This is a genomic window from Pseudofrankia coriaricola, assembly GCF_001854805.1.
Lineage (GTDB): Bacteria > Actinomycetota > Actinomycetes > Frankiales > Frankiaceae > Pseudofrankia.
In genome coordinates this window covers 1-21,655 of record NZ_MBLO01000071.1, presented here as the reverse complement: position 1 = coordinate 21,655, position 21,655 = coordinate 1, and the positions used below count along the sequence as shown (strand labels likewise).

At 68.3% G+C, this 21,655-nt stretch carries 14 protein-coding genes and 1 pseudogene; 8 read left to right on the top strand and 7 right to left on the bottom strand.

Going from position 1 to position 21,655, the window contains the following annotated elements:
• The first annotated feature begins 106 nt into the window (after nt 1-106).
• Nucleotides 107-5,419: a diguanylate cyclase gene (locus BCD48_RS12825; protein WP_071048591.1), complete on the top strand. Its 5,313-nt coding sequence runs from the start codon at nt 107-109 to the stop codon at nt 5,417-5,419.
• A 464-nt stretch (nt 5,420-5,883) separates the two neighbouring features.
• Nucleotides 5,884-6,912, top strand: a complete 1,029-nt coding sequence (locus tag BCD48_RS12820; RefSeq protein ID WP_071048590.1) for an aldo/keto reductase — start codon at nt 5,884-5,886, stop codon at nt 6,910-6,912.
• Between the two features lie 148 nt (nt 6,913-7,060).
• On the opposite strand, the gene BCD48_RS12815 is transcribed toward BCD48_RS12820, so the two are convergent.
• Both BCD48_RS12815 and BCD48_RS12810 read right to left on the bottom strand, forming a co-directional pair.
• Nucleotides 7,061-8,764, bottom strand: a complete 1,704-nt coding sequence (locus tag BCD48_RS12815) for an FAD-dependent oxidoreductase (protein WP_071048589.1) — start codon at nt 8,762-8,764, stop codon at nt 7,061-7,063.
• Between the two features lie 23 nt (nt 8,765-8,787).
• Nucleotides 8,788-11,016, bottom strand: a complete 2,229-nt coding sequence (locus tag BCD48_RS12810; protein WP_071048588.1) for a molybdopterin-containing oxidoreductase family protein — start codon at nt 11,014-11,016, stop codon at nt 8,788-8,790.
• A gap of 427 nt (nt 11,017-11,443) precedes the next feature.
• Between BCD48_RS12810 and BCD48_RS12805 the strand changes: the two genes are divergently transcribed.
• From BCD48_RS12805 to meaB, 3 genes are all read left to right on the top strand, one after another.
• Entirely contained in the window at nt 11,444-11,854 is a 411-nt protein-coding gene (locus BCD48_RS12805; protein ID WP_071048587.1) for a cobalamin B12-binding domain-containing protein, read from the top strand.
• 439 nt (nt 11,855-12,293) lie between these two features.
• Entirely contained in the window at nt 12,294-13,982 is a 1,689-nt protein-coding gene (locus tag BCD48_RS12800; RefSeq protein WP_157910484.1) for an acyl-CoA mutase large subunit family protein, read from the top strand.
• Between the two features lie 7 nt (nt 13,983-13,989).
• Nucleotides 13,990-14,991: a methylmalonyl Co-A mutase-associated GTPase MeaB gene (gene meaB / locus BCD48_RS12795; RefSeq protein WP_349308013.1), complete on the top strand. Its 1,002-nt coding sequence runs from the start codon at nt 13,990-13,992 to the stop codon at nt 14,989-14,991.
• Here the strand turns inward: meaB and BCD48_RS12790 are convergent.
• From BCD48_RS12790 to BCD48_RS12780, 3 genes are all read right to left on the bottom strand, one after another.
• The gene (locus BCD48_RS12790) at nt 14,927-15,577 is read right to left on the bottom strand and encodes a cysteine hydrolase family protein (RefSeq protein ID WP_071048585.1); all 651 of its coding nucleotides are present in this window, start codon (nt 15,575-15,577) and stop codon (nt 14,927-14,929) included. The genes meaB and BCD48_RS12790 overlap by 65 nt on opposite strands.
• A gap of 87 nt (nt 15,578-15,664) precedes the next feature.
• Nucleotides 15,665-16,576: an enoyl-CoA hydratase-related protein gene (locus BCD48_RS12785; protein ID WP_241841684.1), complete on the bottom strand. Its 912-nt coding sequence runs from the start codon at nt 16,574-16,576 to the stop codon at nt 15,665-15,667.
• On the bottom strand, nt 16,573-17,379 hold the full coding sequence (locus BCD48_RS12780) for an enoyl-CoA hydratase/isomerase family protein (RefSeq protein WP_071048584.1): 807 nt from the start codon (nt 17,377-17,379) through the stop codon (nt 16,573-16,575). The genes BCD48_RS12785 and BCD48_RS12780 overlap by 4 nt, the downstream gene beginning before the upstream one ends.
• 311 nt (nt 17,380-17,690) lie before the next feature.
• Here BCD48_RS12780 and BCD48_RS12775 point away from each other — a divergent pair, with 311 nt between their 5' ends.
• A complete protein-coding gene (locus tag BCD48_RS12775; protein WP_071048583.1) occupies nt 17,691-18,671 on the top strand; it encodes an NAD(P)H-dependent flavin oxidoreductase in 981 nt (326 codons plus the stop codon).
• A 53-nt stretch (nt 18,672-18,724) separates the two neighbouring features.
• Here the strand turns inward: BCD48_RS12775 and BCD48_RS12770 are convergent, their stop codons facing one another.
• Nucleotides 18,725-19,489 carry an alpha/beta fold hydrolase gene (locus BCD48_RS12770; RefSeq protein ID WP_071048582.1) on the bottom strand — a complete coding sequence of 255 codons (765 nt, stop codon included), beginning with the start codon at nt 19,487-19,489 and terminating at the stop codon, nt 18,725-18,727.
• A 216-nt stretch (nt 19,490-19,705) separates the two neighbouring features.
• On the opposite strand from BCD48_RS12770, the gene BCD48_RS12765 reads away from it, so the two are divergent.
• Nucleotides 19,706-20,641, top strand: a complete 936-nt coding sequence (locus tag BCD48_RS12765) for an LLM class flavin-dependent oxidoreductase (protein WP_071048581.1) — start codon at nt 19,706-19,708, stop codon at nt 20,639-20,641.
• 237 nt (nt 20,642-20,878) lie between these two features.
• Nucleotides 20,879-21,448 carry a hypothetical protein gene (locus tag BCD48_RS50620; RefSeq protein ID WP_131803958.1) on the top strand — a complete coding sequence of 190 codons (570 nt, stop codon included), beginning with the start codon at nt 20,879-20,881 and terminating at the stop codon, nt 21,446-21,448.
• Here the strand turns inward: BCD48_RS50620 and BCD48_RS12760 are convergent.
• Nucleotides 21,445-21,655 (bottom strand): annotated as a pseudogene (locus BCD48_RS12760) (ISAs1 family transposase); the annotation flags it as partial. The gene BCD48_RS50620 and the pseudogene BCD48_RS12760 overlap by 4 nt on opposite strands.

Sequence of the window (21,655 nt, the reverse complement as noted above, 5' to 3'; positions counted from 1 at the left end):
ACATGCGGTCGGTCTTGCTTGACGAGATAGTAGTTTTGTCCGCGGTGACGCAGTGGCTGCGGTCTGGGAACGGACGACTGGGTTGCGGATGGTGAGGTGATGGTTTGTGGCGGAGATCGTCATACCCGGTGTGGTTGTGAGGGAGGAGGCGGCGCGGAGCTCATACTCGGTCGTCTATCGGGCGGAGCGGGCCGGTCGACACTATGCGGTCAAAGTCCCGGTCCGGGCGGTAGCCTACGACGAGCGTACGGCGTCTGTTTTCGCCCGTGAGGCAACAATTCTTGCGTGCATAAATCACCCGAATATAGCCACGGTCCGGGCCGCCGGGCGGACGGCTGACTATCCATATCTCGTCATGGATTTCGTCGAGGGTGAGCCGTTGGAGTCACGGATACGGGCGGGACCCCTGGGCGTCATCGACACCACGCGGATCGGGCTGGACGTAGCCTCGGCGCTGTCCGAAGCGCACCGGCGGGGTCTGGTTCACCAGGACGTCAAACCGGCGAATATCCTGATCAGTCCAACCGGAGATGCGACGCTGCTGGACTTCGGCTTGATGACGCGGGCCGGCCGGCAGCGCGATGACGTCGCGGTCGGCACGATTGTCTACAGTGCCCCGGAGCAAACAGGCATGTTGCACCGGGAGGTTGATGCGCGCGCCGACCTCTATGCTCTGGGAGCAGTGCTGTACCACTGTCTGGCTGGCTCGCCGCCGTTCCAGGCATCCGACACTGCTGAGCTGATGCGCATGCACGCTGTCGCGGCGCCGCGTCCACTGGTCCAGGTGCGCGCGGACGTTCCTGACGGCCTCGCCGCTGTGGTGGCCCGGCTGCTGGCCAAGGACCCGGACGATCGCTACTCGTCGGCCTTGGATGTCGTCGCCGCCCTCACCCCGCTCGCCGCCCTCGTTCCGCTCGGCCCTGGCACACCGACGCCGCCTGTCAGGGCGGGCGGGGCGTGGACCACCGACCACTTGATCGGACGTCGGCGTGAGCGCGCGCTGCTGCGGCGGTCCTGGGCGCATTGTCTCGAGGGCGGTCGTGGTGTGGTGACGGTCACCGGGCAGGCCGGCGCCGGCAAGACCGTCCTCATTGAGGATCTGCTCGCCTCGCCTGGTCTGGTGGCCGGACGCCCGGTGCTGCGTGGTCGGTGCGCCGCGCACGCCTCCGTTCCGCTCGTCCTGTTGGGCGATCTGATCGGCAGCTATGTTCGCGAGCTTCAGTCCGTGCCCGAGCCACGGCGGCGGGAATTGTCCGACCGGATCGTGGCCGCCGCGGGGGCCGATGCGCCGAGCCTGGCCCGACTGCATCCCCTTCTCGCCCGCATCATCGAGATGGATGCCCCGGCTGTGGCGGGGGCGGTGGGCGGGCCGGAGGTCGGCGATCTGCGATTCCGCTCGGTCGTGGTCGGGTTTCTCAGCCGGCTGGCGAGGCTGTCCGACGGGATGGTCATCTGGGTGGACGACGCCCAGTGGCTAGGGCCGGCGGACCGGCGGGTCATCGAGGACCTCACGGCGTCCGTCGACACAGCGCCACTACTGGTCATCAACTCCACCCGGGACCCGTCGCTGCGGATTGCGGCTGGGCGAGCGACGAGCTGGGACGTCGCGCTGGGTCCGATGGACACCGCCGAGGTTTCCGAAGTGATCGACTACTACCTCGGTGAGGTCACTGACGAGGCCTTCGCGCGTGAGGTTGCCGTGCGCTCGTCGGGCAATCCGCTGGCGGTAGTCGAGTACGTGCGAGCGGTGATCGACGCTGGGCTGGTGCGTCCCGACTGGGGACGTTTCGTCCTTGACCGGTCCGGCCTCGACTCGTTGCCGCTGCCGGTGGAGGTCCTTGACCTGATCCGCCGCCGGGCGGACACGCTCAGCCCCAGCGCCGTATCGGTCCTCGGTGCCGCCGCGGTGATCGGCCGGCGGTTCGACCTCGCGTTGCTGTCGGCCGTGAGCGCGAGCACCGCCGCCGCGGTCGCGCGGGCGATGGCTGAGGCCGAAGCGCACCAGCTGGCCGCGCCCAGCGGGGAGGGAATCTGGTCGTTCGTGCACGACTGCATGCACGAGGCACTGCTGTCGACGATGGACGCGGCGGCGCGGCAGACGGTGCATCGACGCGTCGTCGATGTCCTGGAAGCCGAGACGGGAGGACAGCAACGCCCGTACGAACTCGCCCGGCATGCGATCGCCGGGGACGTGGCCCCGAAGCGCCGTTTCCGGCTGACCGCCGCGGCGGCGGCGGCGGCGCTCGCCGCTCCGGCGCCATATGAGGCGGTCACGTTCTACCGTGCCGCGTGGACGGCGGCCACCGAGGCGGGCCTCGAGCCTGACGCCGACTTCGAGGAGGGGTTCGCGTTCGCCTGCGCGCGCACGGTCCAGCCCGAGGACGCGCGGATGCACTTCGCCCGCGCGCTTGGCGGGCAGCGCGATCCCCGTCGGCGCGCGGGGATTTTGCTCGAGTTGGCCTGGGTCGAGTTCGGCGAGTTTCGCGTGGCTGCCGGGCGGGAGTACGTCCACCGGGGCCTGGCCGAGATCGGCCGCGGCCTGCCTCCCAATCCGGCGGCGATGGCGGCGGTCAGCGCGGGCCGATGGGTGGTCGGCATGGCCTGCCGGTCGCGGTGGACCGGCTTCGGCGGGGCCCGTGGCGACACCAGGAATCTGCACGAACTCCGACGCCGCCTTTACGAGATCGGCGTCCTGTGTGAATGGTTCTGCGGGCGGCCGGGACCGGTGCTGGCGTTCATGATGTCGGCCGTGACGCCCAGCCAGCGGCTCGGGTCGGGGGAGACGTACATACTCGGTCACCTTGTCTCGGCCCTTGTCGCGGCGGAGCTCGGACGTAGCCGAGCCGTGGTGCGTGACCTCGGCTGGTTGCGGGGGCTCGCGGAGGAGAGCAACGACCCGGTGCTGCGAACGAAGGTGGTCCTCTACACCTGCGGGGTGCTGGTGTTTATGGGCCGCAATGTCGAGGCGGAGCCGGACTTTGCGGATGTCTTTCGCCGTGAAGCCAGGTGGATGGAGACTTCCTACTTCGTCGCCAGTTATATGGTCCTGATACTTAGTCTCGTTCTGCGGGGCTGTTTTCGAGAGGCCTGGGATGTTTGTGAGGCGCCGCTGGGGGCAGCGGGAGGCGACCGCATACGGGAGGAGCTCACGTTCGTGCGGGCGCGGCTCGCACGGATACTCGGCTACCCGCCGGTTGCGCATCCCGGCCTAGCCGCCCTCGCCACCGAACCCGCGTACGAACGGTTCCGTCGCTACATGATCTGTCATCAACTCGTCGAACTCGAGGTCGAGGACGGCGAATTCGGCCCAGCCTTCGACACAGCGGTCGCCGCCGGGGACGCTGTCGGTCTTCGTCCATTCCAGGTGCCCCAGTTCTTCCGGTCTTTCTGGGTCGCGAAGGCGCGGGGACGCCTCGAACAGGCGCGCGGCACGCCGCCCGGGCCGGAACGGACCCGGCGGGCCCGGATCGCGCGCCACGCCCTGCGTGAAGCCCGCTGGGCGGCGACCTACCCACCGTTAGCGGCCGAGCTGCGGGTGCTGCGGGCCATGGAACGCCAACTCGCCGCCGACCACGACGCGGCGCTGGACCTCCTGGACGCCGCGGAGCGCCGAGCGCGCGATCTTGATCTGCCGCGCGTCCGTTTCGACGCGCTGCTAGAACGGGCCCGGTGCCTGCGCGCGCAGGGCGACACCGACCGCGCCGAGACCGAAGCGGAGCTGGCCGCCCAGCTCGCCCGACGCCGCGGCTGGGTCGGTCGGGAACGCGCAGTGTTGCGCGAGTTCACGGCTCTCGAGCAGAGATCATTCCCGGAGGGATTCACCCGCGGGTCGACATTCGTCGAGTCCAGCCGAGACCGCCGCCGCCTCGACGCGGTCCTGCGGGTCGGTACGGCGGCCAGCGGGCATCTGGCCCCGGAGTCCGTCGCCGCCGTGGCTCTCGACGAGATCATCGGCATCTTGGGTGCGGACCGGGCGCTGCTGCTGCTGCCCGACGGCACGCCCGGCTCAGATCAGCCCGGTTCCGGTCAGTTACGGCTCTACGCCAGCCGCACCGCGAAGCGCGCCGGCGACGACGAGGCCGAACCCGAGAGCGAGGCCGAATCCGAGGCGGGCAACGGCGGGCTCACCCGGTTCGCCACAACGGTCGTCGAACGGGTGCTCGCCGAGCAGCGGCCGCTGGTCGTGACTGGTACGGACGAGGGTGCGGCCCTGGGATCGGAAAGCGCTGTCCAGTACGGCCTGCGCAGCATCCTCGCCGCGCCGATCCCGTTCGACGAGCAGCGCAGCGGCGTCATCTACGTTGACAGCCGAGTCGCCCGCGGCCTGTTCACCACAGAGGACGCCCAGATCCTCATCCTCCTGGCGCGACAGGTCGGACAGTCACTCCACACCGCCGAGACGGCCCAGTTGCAGGCGCTCGTCGCGGCGGAACGACGCCAGCGGGAATTCGCCGAGACACTGCGCACCGTCACCGCGCGGGCGACGGCGACGCTCGACGCACGGGAAATCCCCGGTCAGGTGCTGAGCGCGGCCAAGCCGATCCTGCCGTTCGACGCTGCCTGGGTCATGACCCGCGTGTCCGGCACCATCCGGGTCGACTCGACCCACGGGGACGTCGCCGAGGTCGTCGTCGGCACGGAACTCGTCGTCCCCGACGACTGGCCACTGCGGGAAGCCTTCGACAGCACCCGAGTAGTAGCCGCCGACGACGACACCACGGAACTGCCCGGCCAGCGGCATCCGGCGTCGAGCTGGCTGGCCGCGCCCCTGCCGCTGCGCCACAACGCCGACATCGTCGTCGTGCTCGCCTCCCGCACGCCGGGCTGCTACGGCGAGACGCACATCCAGACGGCCCGTACCGTGATCGAGCAAACCCTGATTGCCTACCGGAACGCGCAGCTGTTCGAGGAGCTGCGCCAGCACGCATCCACCGACCCGCTGACCGGACTCGCCAACCGGCGGCAATTCCTCGAGCAGGCCGAACACGCCATCAAGCGCCGCGCCGCCGCCTGCCAGCCGGTGAGCGCGGCGATGATCGATGTCGATCATTTCAAGCGGGTCAACGACACCCACGGACACGCCGTCGGTGACGCGGTCCTGGCCGAGATCGCCCAGCGCATCCGGGCCTGCCTGCGCGAGGAGGACGTCGTCGGACGCGTGGGCGGCGAGGAGTTCGCCGCGCTGCTGCCCGGGCCACTGCCCATCGCCGAAGCGGTCACCGAACGGCTGCGGCGCGCGGTGGCCAACGACCCGATCGACACCTCCGCCGGCCCACTCAACGTGCACGTAAGCGTCGGCCTGACCCTGCTGTCACCCCACGACAGCGGCCTGGCAGATCTTCTAGCCCGCGCTGACCGCGCGCTGTACTCGGCCAAGCAGGCCGGTCGTGACCGCGTCGCCGTCCAGATCCGATCATGAGTTCGCAGTTCTGTTTCGAGCATGTCCATGGCGCGATGTGCCCGGTGGTCTCAAGAACTCGATCGACTGGGCGTCTCGCTTGAGGAGGTCTTGAGGAGGTTCGGTCCTGACCGAGCGCACCGCAGACGTGCGATTGTAGTCGCGTCCTCAACAGTCTAGGCTTGGAGTATGCCGGTCGGGCGCCTTCAGTCGGTGGGCAAGCGATGCCCCCCGCATCGCAGCGGCTCCGGAGGCATTCGACGTGTGACAACACGTTCCGCTACGTCCCCGACGGCACGCCACCCCCAGGAGCACCCGGCAGAGGGCCGAACGCACACGCAACTGTGCGACGACCGGCGGCGCACAGGCCCCACGCTGACCACCGTCTGAATGATGCCCCGGCTCGGTCCCTCAGTCTTGACCGTCGGGAGTCTTGACCGTCGGGACCAACGAGGAACGGGAGAACGGAAGAAGAGGGAGAACGAGTGGACTTCACACGGCTCGGTACGACAGGCCTCCGCCTGTCCAGAATCGTACTCGGCGGCGCTACCTTCGGAGAGCTCGCCGACCAGGCGGAGGTTCGGGAGATCGTCGCCCGCGCGCTGGACCTCGGCATCGTCGCGTTCGACACCGCGTCCGTCTACGGCAACGGCGACAGCGAACGCTTTCTCGGGGCTGCGCTGGGCAGCCGCCGCGACGACGTCGTCCTGATGACCAAGGTGGGCCTCCGCGCTGGCGATGACGAGCTGGCAAACCTCGACCTGGTGAGCGGCCGGGCGGCGTTCTCGGAACGCTGGTCGCGAGGGATCCCGCCGAACTCCCACGGACTGTCGCGCATCAACATCATTCGGTCCGTCGAGGAGTCCCTTCGTCGCCTCGGGACCGACCACATCGACGTCCTGGCCCTGCACTACTGGGACCAAAGCACGCCGATCGAGGAAACGCTGCGCGCGACCGACGACCTCGTCACCGCGGGCAAGGTGCGGTACGTGGGGTCGTCGCTGTTCCAGTCGTGGCAGCTCTACAGCGCCCTGTGGACAGCTGACCGGATGGGGCTCCACACAATCGTGAGCCAGCAGGCCCCGCTCAACGCCCTGTCTCGCGGTCCGGAGAAGGAACTGTTGCCCGCGTGCGCCGCCGCTGGGGTGGGTGTGCTCGCGTTCCAAGCCATGGCGGGAGGCATGCTGACCGGTCGCTTCCACCAGGCCGAAGCACCAGACCCGGGCTCGCGATTCGCGCATCGCAAGCTCCTGCAGGACCAGTACTGGAACGACGAGACTTTCGCCTGCGTCCGCGCCGTCGAGAAGATCGCCGCGGACCACGGGACGACGACATCGGCGGTCGCCGTGGCCTGGGTCCTCTCCCGTCCCGCCGTCAGCGCGACGATCCTCGGTGTCGATCGAGCCGAGCAGGTCGCCGGGCTTGTCGGAGCGGTCGCCACGGACGTCGACATGCCGTCGGCGGTAGCGGCGGTCGACGACCTGACGCCCCCGCAGATCAAAGCACCGTACTAGCCGATCGAGGCTCGGGCCTCTTGGTGCGCGCCGGCCTTCTCGACGGGAGGCAGGCCGGCGCAGCGCCCTCAGGACGACCGGTGTCGGTTAGGCCAGCTGGGGCTGGCTGTTGTCGTGCGCCGCGGCGCCTCGCGCGGGGCATCGACGGTCACCGTTCGAGAGCCGAGCGACCGATCGCGATCAGTTCCTCGGGCCGCACCAGCTTGACCCTAGGCCGCCCCTGCTGCCGTCCGGCGTCCAGCTCGAATGCCTCGATGGCCTGCGCCCCGTTGAGACCGATCGACTCAGGGAGCAGTTCCTCAAGTCCGTCGAGCGCGACGGTCGGGGTGCTGAGCCGCCCTCTCAAGAAGTCCTCGAGAATCGAGGACACGGTATCCTGGGCGCACTTCTTGTTCGTCCCGATGACGCCGGTGGGGCCGCGCTTGATCCATCCGGTGGTGTAGACACCGGTCATGTGGGTTCCTTCGACCGACTCCAGCGCCCGTCCGTGGTCGTTCGGGATGATCCCCCGCGCCTCGTCGAACGGGACGCCGGGAGTGGAGGTGCCCCGGTAGCCGACCGCTCGGAGGACCAAACCGCACTCGAGGGTCTCTAGCCGCTCCGTGGGCTGGACCGTCATGGCCGCGCCCTCGGCCGCGAGCTTGTTCTCGACGAGCCGGATGCCCTCCACCTGGTCCTCGCCCAAGAGGTCCACCGGGGAGGCGAAGAATTTGAAGACGACACGACGGGCGGCGGTCGGTTGCCTCGTCGAGAGCTCGCGCAGGATCTCGATCTTGAGCGCGCGGCTGAAGGCCGCGTTGTCCGACGGCGCGACGTCCTCGGACGGCGAACCGAGGTGCGTGCCGTCCACGACGACATCGACGTCGGGGCGCTGAGCCAGGCCGAGGAGCTCGGGTGAGGAGAAGGCCGCGTCGCCCGGCCCCCGCCGACCGACGACCACGACTTCACGGATGTTCGACTCGCGTAGCGCCGCCAGCGCGTGGTCCGCGATGTCGGTCTGCGCGAGGTCGTCGACGTCGGCGGTCAGGATCCGCGCGACGTCGACGGCGACGTTGCCGTTGCCCAGGACCACCGCGCGCTCGGACGACAGGTCGAAGGTGCGGTCGGCGTGGTCGGGGTGCCCGTTGAACCACGCGACGAAGTCGGACGCAGCGTGGCTGTTCGCCAAGTCCTCGCCGGGGACGCCCAGGCGCTTGCCGGTGTTGACCCCAACCGCGTAGACGACGGCGTGGTAGCGGCGCATGAGCTCCTCGTGGGAGATGTCCTGGCCGACCGCGACGTTGAAGAAGGCCCGCAGCCCGTCGCGCTGCATGGTCCGCGCGAAGGTCCGCTGGACCCCCTTGGTCTTCTGGTGGTCGGGTGCGACCCCGAACCGCACCAGTCCGCCGGGCGTGCAGAGCTTCTCGAACATGTCCACACGCACGGGCACATCGCCCTGAGCAAGCAGCGCCTCGGCCGTGTACAGGCCAGCTGGGCCGGTGCCGACGACCGCGACCCGCAACGTTGCCGGGTCCTCGGCATCGGCTGCGCCTTCGGTGCTGACCGCAGCCGCGCCCGGCACCAGCCACGGGGTGGGGTCCATGTTCGACCTGGCGCCCGTGGCGGCGAAGTAGACCTTGTTGATCTCCTGGTACCGCGCCGTCGCCGGTGACAGATCCGAGTCACGGCTGATGGCGTCGACGGGGCACACCTCGAGGCAGGCGCCGCAGTCGATGCACACGTCGGGGTCGATGTAGAGCATCTCGGTCGTGGCGTAGTCGGGGTCGTTCGGGGTCGGGTGGATGCAGTCGACCGGACAAACCGGTACGCAGGCTGCGTCGTTGCAGCAGTTCTGGATGATGACGTGCGGCATGGTGTCTGTGTCTCTCTGGCGCGCTAGTGGGCGGCCGGAGCGCAGTCGGCCGCGTCCAGGTCGCTGGTGGAGGTGGCACATTCCGCGAGGGGCACGAGCGCGACGGGGATGTTGCTCATCAGCGGCTGACCCGAGTACCGCTCGAACACCCGGTCGTTGGCCAGTAGGCGGCCGATGCTCGCACCCCTGGCCGGGTCCTCGTCCTCGTCTGGGAGACCGCCGAAACCGTGGGAGAGCGACACGATCTTGCGTCGCAGCGTGTCGTCGGCGTCGGCGATGGCGCGTACCGAGGCCCGTTCCGAGCGGACCTCGACCAGGTCGCCGGCCTCGATGCCCAGCTCGGCCATGTCGGCGGGGTGTATGTAGAGGGGGTTGTAGGTCGGGTAGTCGGCCGGGATCGCGTAGGTCGGGGTGTTCCAGACGTGCCGCAGCCGGCGCGAGGTGACCCGGAACGGGAACCGCGGGTCGTCCAGCGCGTCGGACTGTCCGGTGGCGACCTCGTTCAGGTGACCCACCATAAGGGGGTTGCCCACATCGAGGCGTCCGGTCCAGCCGGGGTCCTTGGCGGCGACCACGACGTTGTGGTCCTCGCGGGTCACGCCGCCAGGCGTCGCCCGAATCTCCTCGAGCGGGACCCGGCTACCGGCGAAGGTCAGGTCGAGCATCTCCTCGCTCGTGGGCTCGGCCGACATGTCGAGCTTGACCGGCTCCGTGCCGGGCGCCGCGCCCTCCTTGCCAACGCCGGGGTAGACCTCCAGTCCGACGCCCACCTTGCCGGCGAGCCGGAAGAGGATCTGCCACATCTCTGCCAGGTCGGAGTCGGCCGGACGCTGCACGACAGGCGGGGTGTAGCGGGCGAACGGCTTCGCGAAGCCCCACACGGAGTTGAAGAGGGGGAGGAAGTCGGCCAGCGCGTTTGTTCCCGGGACTTCGTAGGGCAACGTGGTGGGGAGTACGTAGTCGGCCAGCCGGGCCGTCGTGGTCATCTGCACGTCCACGTGGACCAGAAGGTCCAGGGAGCGCAGCGCCTTCACCGTCTTTAGCTGGTCGGGCCAGCTCGTCGCGGGGTTGCCACCGATGCTCAGCAAGGCCCGGACCTGGCCCTCGCCGGGGGTGAGGATCTCGTCGGGCAGTGCCGCCGTCGGCCGGCCAGCGGCGGAGCGGACGAGTCCGCGCACCCGCATCTGGTCGCTCTCGGTGAAGGCAGGCCAGGGAGCCAGCGCCTGCGCCTTCGGCTGGGCGTAGGGCAGGAAGGAGATGGGACTGACCAGCGGCTCGCCGTCCCGCAGGTGGTGGCCGGTCACAGTGTCGAGGCACTTGACAAGGTATTCGACCAGGGTCGACCATCCGCTCATGCTGGGACCGGTGCCGGCGATCACGTAGCCGCGTCCCGCGCTACCAAACAGACGCGCCGCCCGGACGAGCTCAACGGCGTCGATGTCGGCGCGTCGGGCGACCACGTCAGGGGTGAACGGCGCGACCGCGGCCCGCAGCGCCTCGACCCCGTCGACGTTCTCCGCGACGAACTCGCGGTCCCACAGGTCCTCCTCGAAGACCACCCGTAACATGCCGGCCAGGATCGCGACGTCCTCGCCCGGCTTGGGGGCGAGGTGGATCGCCGCGCGCTTCGCGGTCTCGGTCCGACGCGGGTCGATCACAATCAGCTGGCCGTTGCGGCGACTGAGGTCCCGGATGAAGTCGGCGGGCGGTCCGGCCTGGTGCTGGTGGCTGACCAGCGGGTTGCAACCGACCACCATGACGACGTCGGGCTCGAGTTTGTGTCCCTCCGGTGCCATCCACACGCCGTGGAGGGCCGTGGAGATGGCCTTACCTGGCTGGTCTATAGTCAGCACGTTGTAGGCCTGCGGCGCGTCGATCGCAGCCATGAATGCCTCGGCCATCGCCATGTTCGAGGGGTGGTCCTCGGGCAGGTGGTTGCCCCAGTACATGGCCACAGAGTCGTTGCCGTGCTGCTGTCGCAGCTCCTGTAGCCGCTCGGCGATCTCCGACAGCGCGTCGTCGAGCGAGATGCGCTCGAACTCACCGTTCGGCATCCGCTTCAGCGGATGGGTCAGGCGATCGGCGTGCCCGTACAGGTTCTTCGAGTTGCGCCCCTTCACGCACGTGTAGCCCTGGTACAGCTCAACTGTCGGGTCCCCCGTGACCTTGGTGATCCGACCGTCGTCGACCGTCACGAGGGTTGGGCAGTAGATCTGGCAGGTCCGGCACACGGACTGATGAACGACAGACATCGCTTCTTCCCTCGCAGCTGTGAGGCTCGGCCTATCCGTGACAGCCGAACGCGGAGGCTACATGGACCGACGCACCCTGGACGTCAGTGCAGCAAACCCATATGGACCCCCGGTGTGGACCTCTGGCGCAACGGGGCCCTTCGACGGCGCGAGCCGGCAGCTCCCAGTTGCTACACCATCCGACAGTCGCAGGCTAGACTTTAGGTGAAGATCAGACAAGGGAAGTCTTGAATTGGCGGGAACCGGCGTCATCTGGCTGCGGGGCGTGTCTGCCGCAGCGGCGCCGACCGAGGGCCGGTCGGACCCTTCGTAGGAAGGCCCCCCTTCTGGGTGCTCGCCAGATAGTCGAGATGTAGACCAATTGCTGGTTGGGTACTAGGCTGGAACCGCCGCGCGCGAGGAGAGCAGAGCAGTAAGGGAGTACCTGATGTCTGCACGGCCAGTGAGGGTTCTGATGGCGAAGCCGGGCCTCGACGGGCATGACCGTGGAGCGAAGGTTCTGACACTGGCGCTCCGCGACGCCGGCATGGAGGTGATCTACACCGGCCTCCACTGGACGCCGGAAGAGATCGCCGCCGTGGCGCAACAGGAGGACGTCGATGTCGTCGGCCTCAGCATCATGGCCGGCGGTCCCGTTGAGATCGCGCGGCGGGTGTTGTCCGAGTTCGAGAAGCGCGGGGCCAGCCCGGCACTGGTGGTCGGGGGGATCATCCTCGGTCCCGATGTCGACGTTCTACTCGGCATGGGAGTGGACGGCGTGTTCCCCGTCGAGTCGTCGATCGACTCGATCGTGGAGTTCGTCGAGTCCGCTGGCCGCAAGCGCGAAGTGATCGCGTGACGACCACTGGGCGCTCCTGCGAGCACCACGCGTCCTGCTCGTGAGCGATCTGGTGCACCGCCGCTGCCCACGATCCCGATGACGCTGGGATGCGATTGCGGCCCCGGGTACGGGATCCGTCCGGCCGTCGCGGCATCCCGCCAGCTACCGATTTCAGGGCTCTGGCGCACATTCGGTGGTAACGGTGCGTTAGCGCCGGTCGTGGAGGTCAAAGCGGTCGAAATCGGCCACCTCACAGACGTTCGCGAGGTCCGGCAGGCGCCGCCGCGCTGCGCTGGAAAGCCTCAACCAGGACAAAGTAGACGCAAGCGGCGTCTCACCACGCGATCACTGAACGTCACCACCGAATATGCGCCAGAGCCGATTTCAGGACACCCCCGGGCCGGGCGAGACGACAAGAAGCGCCAGCGCTCGGTGGGCTCGGGACCAAGGAGCACAGATGACGACTGAGCGAACGTCAACCCAGCGGCAGACGCGGCGTCACCAGGTGGTGCGTCGGGCCACCGAGTCGGCGCAGTACGAGATCGGTGGGCAGACCTACGAGGTACCGGCGGCGTCGGTGTGCTCCGGGATCGAGATCAAGCCGGTCTACCGGGGTGACGACCTCCAGGACTTCGACGAGTCGAAAGATCTCGGAGAGCCCGGCGGCTTCCCGTTCACCCGCGGCATTCATCCGACGATGTACCGCACTCACCTCTGGTCGTTCCGGAAGTACTCCGGCGCCGGCACGAGCGAGGAGACGAACGGGATGTTCCGCCGCCAGATCGCGGCGGGCTACAACGCACTGAGTGTGGCCTTCGACCTGCCCACCCAGTTGGGTTACGACCCCGACCACCCGAAGGTCGAGTTCGACGTCGGGCGCGTGGGGGTCGCCATCAGCACGATGGACGACTACACGGCCATGTTCGACGAGATCGACATCGCCGGTGCGGGCGTGAACTTCACCATCAACGCACCTGCTCCGATCATCTACGCGATGCACCTCGTTCTCGCCGAGCGGCGTGGGATCCCGTGGGAGGTCCTCCGCGGCACCATCCAGAACGACCCGCTCAAGGAGTTCGTAGCTCGGGGCAACTTCGTGTTCCCCCCGCAGCCCGCCGTGCGTCTCGCGTGCGACGTCGTCGAGTTCGCGCGGAAGCACACCCCGAAGTTCAACGCCATCACCTTCAACCAGGTGCACATCAAGGAGGCCGGCGCGACCAGCGCGTTCGCGCTGGCGGCCTCGTTCGTGAACGCGGTCGAGTACATCGAGGAGATGAAGCGTCGCGGATACCACATCGACGACTTCGGCGCGAACATGACGTTCAACCTGTACGGGGACATGGAGTTCTTCGAGAACATCTGCCAGCAGCGCGCCGCCCGTCGACTGTGGGCCTACCTGGCCCGTGACCGTTTCGGGGCCGAGAAGACCCGGACCATGCAGTTCAAGTACAGCGGCGGCGGCGGGTCGGGCACCAGCCTCACGCGGGCACACCCGCTCCTGAACATCGCGCGGATCGCCTACCACGCCCTCACCATGGCCTTGGGCGGGAGCCAGATGGTGTCGGTGCCGGCCTACGACGAGGCCTACGCGATCCCCACCGAGGAGAGCACCGAGCTGTGCAACCTTGTCTCGGCACTCGTGGCCTACGAGACCGGCGTCACCGATGTCGTCGACCCGCTGGGTGGTTCCTACTATGTCGAGACGCTGACGGACGAGATCGAGGCGAAGATCAAGGAGCACATGGCCGAGATCGAGAGCTGGGGCGGGGCGGTGGCGTCGATCGAGTCCGGCGCTCTGGCGCGGGAGATCGCCCGACAGAGCTACGCTTGGGCACGGCGGATCGAGTCCGGTGAGGACGTGGTGATCGGGGTAAACATGTTCGTCCCCGAGCACGAGGCGCCGATCGAGCTGTTCGAGTACGACCCCAGGACCCGGGACCGGCAGATCGCCCGCGTTCAGGCAGTGCGCGAACGACGCGACAGCGCGGCGGTCGAGCAGGCGCTGGCGGTGCTCAGTACGGCGACCGAGCAAGGCGAGAACGTCATCCCACCCCTGATGGACTGTGTGCGGGTTGACGCCACCATGGGCGAGATGACCGAGGCGCTGGTGCAGGTCCTCGGCCGCTTCGATTCGCCGACGTTCTGACGTCGTCGTGGGGAACGTGGGGTGGGGATTGTCCGCCCAGGTCGCGGAGGAGGCCTTCCAGCGTGTCAGGGGCGGTGACGTCGGGGGCTTGAGCCGTGCTCTGACGCTGCTGGAGTCCGGCGACGCTACGGCTCTGACGCTGTCCCGACTGGCCTGGGAGCACCGGCGGTCCGGTACGCTCGGCTTCACTGGGCCACCTGGTGCCGGCAAGTCAACCCTGATCGGGGCGGTTGTGCGGGCCTTGCGTCAGCGTGGTGCGACCGTCGGGGTGCTGGCGATCGACCCCTCGTCGCCGCTCTCGGGCGGCTCGGTCCTGGGGGATCGCTTCCGTATGCGTGAGCACAACCTTGACGACGGAGTGTTCATCCGGTCGATGGCCTCGCGCAACGCAGCCGGGGGGCTCGCCGGTGCGGCGGCCGACGCCGTCGCCTTGCTGAGCGTGGCCTACGACTGGGTCCTGGTGGAGTCCGTCGGAGTAGGGCAGGGTGAGGTCGACATCAACGGGACCGTCGACTCCACGGTCGTGGTCCTCAACCCGGGCGCCGGCGATGTCGTCCAGTCCCTGAAGGCCGGGCTTCTCGAGGTCGCAGACCTGTACGTGATCAACAAAGCGGATCGCGACGGTGCCCACAGCCTGCAGGCAGATCTCGAGTCGCTCATTCACCATGCGCCGCGGCGCGACGGGTGGCAACCCACGGTCCTGAGGACCGTGGCCACGGACAGGACGGGCGTCGACGACCTGCTCGAGGTCGCCGACGCGCGCCGTGCGTACATCGGCGAGCCGTCGACGTGGGAACGTCACGCTGACGGGCAGCTGACGACGGTCTCCCGGACCCGGGCGCTCGAGGTTGTACGACAATGGCTCGACGGGTACCAGTCGTCCGACGACTGGCGCTCGGCGAAGACGGCTTTGCTCTCGCCTCGCGACGGCGCCCGGCACATGGTCAACGCCCTCGCCGCCGCTGTGGCCCAGTCCCTCGGGTCGGACGTTCGGGATACCCAGGCGTGAGCACCCGGGCGAGGCCGTGCGTGGGGATGACGTACGCCTGACCCGCGAAGACGCTGCCGGTGAGCAGACTGTGGAGCTGCGGGTCGGGGTCGGCGACGCCGTCCTCGAGGACGAGGACGGCGTAGTCGCGATCCGCGGCATCGCGCACGGTCGACAGGACGACGCCGCTGGTATGCACTCCCGACAGGATGACAGTGTCGATGCTCCGGTCGCGCAGCCGCCGGTCGAGGTCGGTGGTGGAGAACGCGCCGACCCGGGTCTTGCGAACGACGATGTCCTCGGGTCGGGGAGCAAGTTGCTGGTGGATCGCGGTCTCGGGACTGTCGGCGTGCAGTGTGCCGACCATGTCGGCCAGCGGGCCGAACGCCTTGTTGGTCGCCGGGATCCGCGCGTAGTCGGCATCGTCGAAGCCAACGCGGACGAAGCCAACCTGTACGCCCGCGTCCCGGGCAACCGCGATGGCGCGCGCGATCTTGGCGAGGACTGCATCGGAGTCGGGGACGTCCGTGAGGACGGACGGCTGCATGTCCATCACGAGCAGTGCTGCGCGTGACGAGTCGACGGTGGGAATGGGGGCGTCGCTCACACTGGCTCTCCTTGAGGGAACGACAATCGGGGGTACGAGATCCGCTGACGGGACGCCCTGTTGGGGCGTGCTGTCAGGTCCTCCGGCTCAGATCAGGTCCTCGGGTCGCACGGGCCAGCGGCTAAGAACGTCGGGATAGTCCGAACTGACCCGGTTCGGGAAGGAAGGTGCTCGCTTCTCGATGAACGACTGGACTCCCTCCACGAGGTCGGCACTCCCGGACAGGTCGTGCAGCGCGGCCGAGTCGAGGCGGTGAGCCTCCCACGGGGTGTCCGCGTCGAGCATCGCCCAGAGCATCTGCTTGCTCAACGCCACCGAGACCGCCGACGTGTTGTCGGCGATCTCACGGGCGATGGCCACGGCGTGCGGGAGGAGATCTTCCGGGGGTAGGACCTTCGAGATCAAGCCGCCGGCGAGGGCCTCCTTCGCATCGAAGACGCGACCCGTCGTGACCCACTCCAGAGCACGCGAGATGCCGACGATCCGCGGGAGGAACCAGCTCGACGCCGCCTCGGGGACGAGTCCGCGACGAGCGAAGACGAACCCGAACTTCGCGGTCGCGGACCCCAGGCGGATGTCCATCGGCAACGTCATGGTCGCGCCGACGCCCACAGCGGGTCCGTTGATCGCCGCGATGACCGGCTTGCGGCAGCGGGCCACGGCCAGGGCGACGGTTCCGCCGCCGTCACGCGGCACGCCACCGATGGTGCCGAACGTCGCAGGAACAGCGTCCTGCGCTGGGGAGTCGTCGAACGCGGAGCTGGGCCGATTCAGGTCCGCGCCCGCGCAGAATCCTCGTCCCCGACCCGTGACGACGACGACGCGGACGTCATCGTCGGCATCGGCAGCGTCGAAGGCCGCACTCAGCTCGCCGGCCATGACCTCGGTGAAGGCGTTGAGCCGGTCGGGACGGTCGAGCGTCACAGTCGCGATGCCGTCCTCGATCGCGTATGCGATCTCTGTGAGCATCGCCGGTGCGCTGGTCCCTTCCACGGTCATCGCGCGATCCATTCACCGGTGAAGACGGGCTCGCGCTTCTCCAGGAACGCGGCGAGAGCGGCTGGTCCGTCGGCTGACGCGAACTGGATCGTCTGAGAGCGCGCCTCGTGGTCGAGTGCCTCCCGTAGGGTCGAGTTCACTCCTCCGTGGAGCAGGGCCTTCGACTCCGCGATGGCGATCGGCGGCGCCTGGGCCAACCTGCGGCCCAGGTCCGTGGTGAACCCGTCGAGCTCGTCCGGCTCGACGACATAGGTCACGAGGTTCAGCGCGGCCGCCTCTTCAGCGGAGACCATCTCGGCCAGGAACGTCAGCCGCTTCGCCTGCTGCATGCCGACCATCCTCGGCAGTAACCACGACCCGCCGAAGTCGATCGAAAGCCCACGTTTCGTGAAGATCTGCGAGAAGCGGGCGTCCTTGGCGGCGACGACCAGGTCGCAGCCCAGCGCGAGGTTCCACCCGGCGCCGACTGCGACTCCGCGGACCTTCGCGACGATCGGCTTCGGGAGCTCGTGCAGCGCCACGGCCGTCTGGTTGACCCAGTTCATCTGGGTCAGTGGGTGTCCGGCGCCGGCACCCTGTTCGAGGTCGGCGCCCGAGCAAAAGGCGCCGCCGGCACCGGTGAGGATGACGGCGCGGACCGCGGGGTCGTCCTTGGCGTCCTGGAACGCATCTCGGAGGCCCGCCCAGACGACGTCGTTTGCTGCATTCTTGCGATCGGGCCGATTGATCGTGACGGTGAGAACGCCGTCGGTGAGCTCGCGGAGAACCACCTCGTGGAGCGCGTCCCTGGATGTCTGGGCCATGCTGTGCCTCCCTGGTGAGTGCTTCCGTGGTGCCGCGCCTGCACCGCCGCGGTCGGTACGTCTGGATGCGGTAGGCCCTGATCGCGGGCGACCGACCTCGACGGGCGGACCTGGGGGGCCGGCACTCACGCCCCTCCCGCGAGCCGAGTGCGGACCCGTGCCACGCCGGACGCCCTACTATTGTGCTCGCGTGATCGATAGTCTAAGGCTAGACTTTTATTGGCCCACGCGGCAAGGGCCCCCGCGTTGCCGCGAGTGACGGTCCTGTCTATCACGGGTATGCGGGAGTGCCGACAACTGAGGAGTGGCGTATGAGGACGAGGTTCACCGAGCTGTTCGGCGTCGAGCACCCGGTGGCCCAAGGCGGCATGCAGTGGGTCGGGCGAGCGCCGCTGGTCGCGGCGGTGGTCGAGGCCGGAGGTCTGGGATTCCTCACGGCGTTGACGCAGCGGACGCCCGAGCATCTCCGGCAAGAGATTCGGCGATGCCGTGAGCTCACCGACAAGCCGTTCGGCGTGAATCTGACGATCCTCCCGACTATCAGCCCGCCGCCGTACGTCGAGTACCGCCAGGTGATCATCGACGAGGGGGTGCCCTTCGTCGAGACTGCCGGATCGAGTCCTGCGGTGCATCTGGAGCACTTCAAAGCCCGCGGGATCAAGGTGATCCACAAGTGCACCTCGGTGCGTCACGGCCTCAAGGCCCAGGCGCTCGGGGTCGACGCCCTGTCGATCGACGGGTTCGAGTGCGCCGGTCACCCCGGTGAGGACGACATCCCAGGCCTGGTGCTGATCCCGGCCGCCGCCGACGCCATCGACATCCCGTTCCTGGCCTCCGGTGGGTTCGCCGACGGCCGAGGACTGGCCGCCGCGCTCGCGCTGGGCGCCGACGGTGTCAACATGGGTACCCGTTTCATGTGCACCGTGGAGTCGGAGATCCACCAGAACGTGAAGGAGCGTCTGGTCGAGGCCGACGAGCTGTCCACCCAGCTGATCTTCCGACAGCTGCGTAACACCGCCCGGGTCGCGGACAACGCCGTCTCCCGTGAGGTCGTCAAGCGCCTCGGCGAGGGCGCCCAGTTCGAGGACATCCGCGAGCTGGTCGCCGGAGTCCGAGGAGTACGTGTCTACGAGACGGGCGACCTCGACCACGGCATCTGGTCCGCCGGCATGGTGCAGGGGCTCATCCGTGATATCCCGACATGCGCCGACCTGGTGAGGCGCATCGTGCGTGAGGCGGAGGAGATCGTCCTGGAACGCCTGATCGGCATGGTGCGCGCGCCCGTCGCCTGATCCGGGACCCGGTCGCCGGGCCGCCGCTGTGATGACACCTCCGGGCGGGCGCCTCAACCCGACGGCACGGATTCGACGCGGTGCGCCCGGAGGAACGAGCGGATCTGGCGCACCGCGAGGGGCACCCGCTCACTCGGCTCGATCCAGGGATACAGGCTCGCCTCGGACCTCGGGGCGAGCATGGCGCACTCCATGGCGACGGCGTACGGGTGAGCGGGTATGTCGTCGGGAAGAATCAGCAGCGGCGTCTGGCATCGGCGCACGAATTCGCGACTCACAGTGAAGACGAAGTCGGGGTCGGTCAGGTACATCCGCGCGAGGAACTGGTCGGCCGCCTCCGGGGTCACGTCGTCGCGAAGCTCGGCCGTCTTCGGCCCCCAGGTGCTCGCGTACATGTCGTAGAAGAACCGTCGGTCCTCGGGGCGCGATCCGCTCGGCTGAACGAAGACGGCGGCGACGACGCGTTCGGACGCCCGTCGCAGCAGGTTCCAGATGAGCGGGCCTCCGATGCAGAAGCCGGCCACCGCGAACTGCTCGATGCCCAGGTGGTCCATCAGCGCCAGATGGTCGTCGGTGTAGGAATCCCAGGGGCGATCGCCGTCGAGTGGACCTCTCGACCGGCCGCCGATGGCATTGCGCAGGTCCGCCGAGATGCACCGGTACTCTCCCGACAGCTCCTGGATCGGATCGAAGGGCGCTTCCCGTGTGAGGAACGAGATGGTCGAATTGAGGCCGCCGCCCGGGATGATCAGAAGGGGGTAGCCCTCCCCGGTGTCCTGGAAGTAGATCCGCACGGTGTCCCGCTCGAAGAATGGCACTGCTTGTTCCCCCGTCCGGCTGGCGCCTGTCACACCAAGCTACTGACCCATGTATAGTTCATTGCTAGAGTATTGGTGTAGCGGTGGTCGGTCGACCATCAGCACGCGGGCCGCCGGCCGGGGGCCGTCCGGTCCGCACCGCGCCGACCTCGCGGGCCCAGCTGACCGCTGCGTTCTGCCGTGCCGGCCCAGGGTCTACCCACAGGGAGGATGTCGATGACTACCACCACGCGACCTTTCCACGGCAAGTCCATCTCGCTGGGACTCCATCTCGGCGAGGCCGGCACCACGGCCGCGAAGATCGACCAGATGATCGGCGAGGCGGTCCTGGCCGAGAAGGTCGGGTTCGACGGCGTCACGATCAGCGAGCACCACGTGGGCATGCCGATGTACGCACCCCAGCCGCTGACCGTCGCCAACTGGATACTGTCGGAGACCAGCCGCATCTGGTCCGGCGCCTCGCCGATGCTGTTGACCCTCACCGACCCGAGGGTCGTGGCCGAGCAGGTCGCTTGGATGTCGGCCCGGTTCCCCGGGCGGGTCGGCCTGGGGCTCGCGCCGGGCAACCGCGTGACGGACTTCGAGTTCTTCGGCCGCTCGTTCGAGAACCGCTTCAAGGACTTCGGCGCCCAGCTCCAGGTTCTGTCCGAGTGCATGCGCGCCGACGGCCCCATGGCTGAGGACTGGGCGATCGGCGAGGGTTGCCTCGAACGGGTTCCGGTGGTGAGCGCGGCCCAGAGTCGCCCGGCAGTCGACCGGGCCGTTCGCGCTGGCTTCGGGCTGGCTCTCGGCGGCGACCTGGAGAAGGTCAAGCGGACCGTCTCCTATTACCACGACGCCGGCCAGACCGGTCCGCTGTGGTGGATGCGGCGCGTGTGGGTCGGTAAGCCCCCCGCGCATGTCGTCGAGGCACTCGACTCGGTCTACCGGACGGCGGGGACGGCCCGCGGCGGGAATGTGGCCGACATCGACAGCGGCGACCCGGACGCCATAGCTGAGCAGCTCGCTCACACGATGAAAGAGGCCTCGTTGACCTGTATCAACCTGCGACCGCACATGCCGGGGGTGTCGCCCGAGGAGGTCGCCGTGCAGATCCAGGCATTCGGGGAGACGGTCATGCCGACCTTGCGCAAGCTCCTCGCCGAGGGCTAGAGCGGGCCAGGGCCGTCACGGTGCAGGGGTCTTGATCCGCAGGTTCGCCGCGTGGTCCACCGTGCTGTGGACGTAAAGATTTTCCTCTGTTGTCAAATAGTTGACCTCAAGAGTATCGTTCGCCGGAGTGTCCGGGCATATTCGAGCGGATCGCCCACCTCGAGCAGTGTAGGCGCTCCCATCTCGGGCCTCGGGCTCGTCGAGCACCATCCGCGACGGTCAGACTGAGGAGCAACAATGGACGACAAATACGGTTCGTCTTTCGACATCCGAGCCGTAGAGTCCCGACGTCAAGCGCTCGAGAACATCAATCCGGTGATTGTCACCTCGTCGGATTCGCACATTGGCCTGCCGGGTCGCGAGTACCTCGAGTACCTCGACCCGAAGTATCGGCAGTACGACGAAATCTACCTAAGTTATCTCACCCGATTCCACGAGATGATGGGTCTCGTCGGCTACCCGTTCCCTGATTCGGACCTGGACGTCGTCGACACACGGGGAGCGATCCGCGGTGGCGGTGAGATGGCGGGATGGACCCTGCCCGCCGTTTGCGCGAGACGGAGGCGGACGGGGGAGTCGCCGAGATCCTGCACCACAACGGCCCCATCTCGCAGCCGCCCTTCTTCGGGTCTCGCCACGACGTGGTGTCGCCCGAGCTTCGCGCGGCAGGCGCTCGCGCGCACAACCGGTTCGCGACTGAGTACTGCTTCTACGCTCCCGCCCGACTTCTCGGTGTCCATCTGGTGTACCCGTGGCCGGATATCGACGCTGCTGTCGAGGCAGGGCGCCGGCAAAGTTGCTTGTTAGCAACTGACTTTCTTGATCGTTTCGAGTGGTCGTTCGGGGTGGCGGGCGTGGTGGCGTAGGGCGTGGGCGATGTTGCCGGCTCCGGTCAGGCGCAGGATGGTGATCGCGAGGTTGCGGAGGCTGGCCATGACCTGGGGTGCGTTTCCTGTCCGGGCGCGGTGGTGGTCCTCGTCGTAGGTGACGTCGCGGACCCAGTGGAGCTGGTTC

Coding starts and splice junctions, on each gene's coding strand:
- BCD48_RS12780 (WP_071048584.1), bottom strand. CDS start 17,379: ATGGCCCAGACATCCAGGGACGCGCTCCACGAGGTGGTTCTCCGCGAG.
- BCD48_RS12805 (WP_071048587.1), top strand. CDS start 11,444: ATGTCTGCACGGCCAGTGAGGGTTCTGATGGCGAAGCCGGGCCTCGAC.
- BCD48_RS12815 (WP_071048589.1), bottom strand. CDS start 8,764: ATGCCGCACGTCATCATCCAGAACTGCTGCAACGACGCAGCCTGCGTA.
- BCD48_RS12800 (WP_157910484.1), top strand. CDS start 12,294: ATGACGACTGAGCGAACGTCAACCCAGCGGCAGACGCGGCGTCACCAG.
- BCD48_RS50620 (WP_131803958.1), top strand. CDS start 20,879: ATGGACGACAAATACGGTTCGTCTTTCGACATCCGAGCCGTAGAGTCC.
- BCD48_RS12765 (WP_071048581.1), top strand. CDS start 19,706: ATGACTACCACCACGCGACCTTTCCACGGCAAGTCCATCTCGCTGGGA.
- BCD48_RS12775 (WP_071048583.1), top strand. CDS start 17,691: ATGAGGACGAGGTTCACCGAGCTGTTCGGCGTCGAGCACCCGGTGGCC.
- BCD48_RS12810 (WP_071048588.1), bottom strand. CDS start 11,016: ATGTCTGTCGTTCATCAGTCCGTGTGCCGGACCTGCCAGATCTACTGC.
- BCD48_RS12785 (WP_241841684.1), bottom strand. CDS start 16,576: ATGACCGTGGAAGGGACCAGCGCACCGGCGATGCTCACAGAGATCGCA.